Here is a 1,906-nt window from a genome sequence, read left to right on the forward strand (position 1 = left end):
GAGCCTCTCACGGCGCCGCTCCTTACGTCGCGGCACTCCGGGGCATGATGGATTTCCTCGCGCGCTCGGCATCATACCCCTCCGTCACCGTTACAAACCGGTTGGGGTCACACTAGGAAGTAAACCCTCAGTCTTCTGGCTGAGGGTTTATTTGTTGATCCGGTGAAAGATTAAAAGCGAGAAGCCACATGTGTTTCGAAAAGCCACAATTATGGTGGCTTCTCGAAAGACATGTGGCTTCTCGGCGGTATAGGGGTTTACTGTGCCGACGCCTCAGCAGAAGCAGTAGTAGCCTCCGCAGACGCAACACCCTCAGTCGAAGCGCTCGGGCTCAGCGACGGAACCGGCGAAGCAGACGCAGTACCCGGAGCACGACGCACCATACGCCAAGTGCCGTCCTGGTAGTGCGCCACAATCTGACCAGCCACCGGCTTACCCGGGTACTTGAATACCTCGGTCAGCGGCTGCACACGATCATTGGTCTTGCTGTACACGCCAGCACCCTCAGCATCATCAATCACCATCTCGGATGCCCACGTGTAGTAGCCGGTGCGGGTGTCCTTAGTCGGGCGGTCAGCAGTCAGCGACAGGGTTATCGGACGCTCCGAACCAATAACCCAGCCACTCTCCGAAGCGTACATGCTCTGGAAGAACTCAGCCACAGTCGAGTAGTCGCCGGTGTGGTCAATGTTCGTGAAGCGGGTACCGTCACCGGTCAGCAGCAGGTAGTTCAGGGTAGCCTGCCAGTACGCGATGAACGCGTGCAGACCCTCAACACTGTTCTCACGTAGCTTCGCCGGCTCCAGGGGGATTGGAACGTTGACAGCCTTGCGCTCCTTGGTGCCGGGCTCAAAAGTGCCGGTGGAGGAGTAATCGGAAAGAACGACCTCACCCTTGAAGCTGGGGCCAGGCTCAACGGTGGTGGTTGCCTCCGCGGTGGGGGAGACGGATGCGGTAGCGCTCGCAGTCGAAGATTCGGTAGCGGATGCGCTCGCGGTCGCCGAAGACTCGGAGGACTTCGAGGAGCAAGCGGCAAGAAGCGCTGCGGTGCCCAGGCCCAGTGCGGTCAGGGCGGTGCGGCGGGTATACATGGTAGACATGGGGCTCTTTCTGAGGTGAATAAAGTATGTGCCGGTATTGAACTAATTCCAGAATATCGCAGGGGAGCGGTCAGCCCAATGTTGTGTGCACCTCCATCGCCGTAAAAGCGGCGGTAGATGACGAAAAACACGGGACCCAAGGCTCTCGTGCAACTACGATATGACCGAGGCTCTAAGCGGAGGCGCCGGAGCTACTTGTGCTTGAGCTGGGCGAGCTCGTTGTAAGTTTGGCGGGTTCATTCCGAACCGTCCAGGCGCCTTCCTGATACTCCAAGATAAAGAAGAACTCATAATCACCGGGGCCGCTGCTCAATGAGGCCATGGTGAGTTCCCTACCATCTGTATAGTGGATCTTTGCTTCCTTGTTGTAACGGCCAACACCCAGCCAGCGGTACTGTTGCTCGTTGACTTTCTGCGGAGCGTCCTCAGACAGCTCCGCTGAGAACGGCGAATCAGTACCGTACACCCAGCCAGTGTTCTTCTCGTAAAATTCGACGAAGGGTTCGGCCTTGTAGATATCGTTTCGGTTCGTATCCACTGCCTTAAAGGGCTCAATGTCGCCGGTAATCATAAGGTAATTGAAAGAAGCCAACCAGTAGTTTATGGCGGCGTACATGCCCTCCGTTGTCTTGGCTTTCATCTCTGCAGGAGGGACAGGCTTGGGCGGATTCTCTGCCTTTTTCGAGCTGGTTGCGGGAACGTAGGTGCCGCGTGATTCGTAGCCGTTAAACTTCAGCTCGCCCTTGTAGGAGCGCTGCGCATCGGGCGTGCTTGGGTTGCTGAGTGGGCGAATATCGCTGGCACAG

Annotated in this window: 2 protein-coding genes; both read right to left on the reverse strand. The window is 57.3% G+C overall.

Annotated features, from left to right (window positions below; genetic code table 11):
• Nucleotides 1-257: 257 nt before the first annotated feature.
• Nucleotides 258-1,100: a DUF6318 family protein gene (locus Q0216_RS08115; protein ID WP_298594408.1), complete on the reverse strand. Its 843-nt coding sequence runs from the start codon at nucleotides 1,098-1,100 to the stop codon at nucleotides 258-260.
• A 172-nt stretch (nucleotides 1,101-1,272) separates the two neighbouring features.
• Nucleotides 1,273-1,906: DUF6318 family protein (locus Q0216_RS08120; RefSeq protein WP_298594410.1), on the reverse strand; the 634-nt coding region annotated here is incomplete at its 5' end.

Source organism: uncultured Rothia sp., assembly GCF_937976295.1.
Classification (GTDB): Bacteria; Actinomycetota; Actinomycetes; order Actinomycetales; family Micrococcaceae; genus Rothia.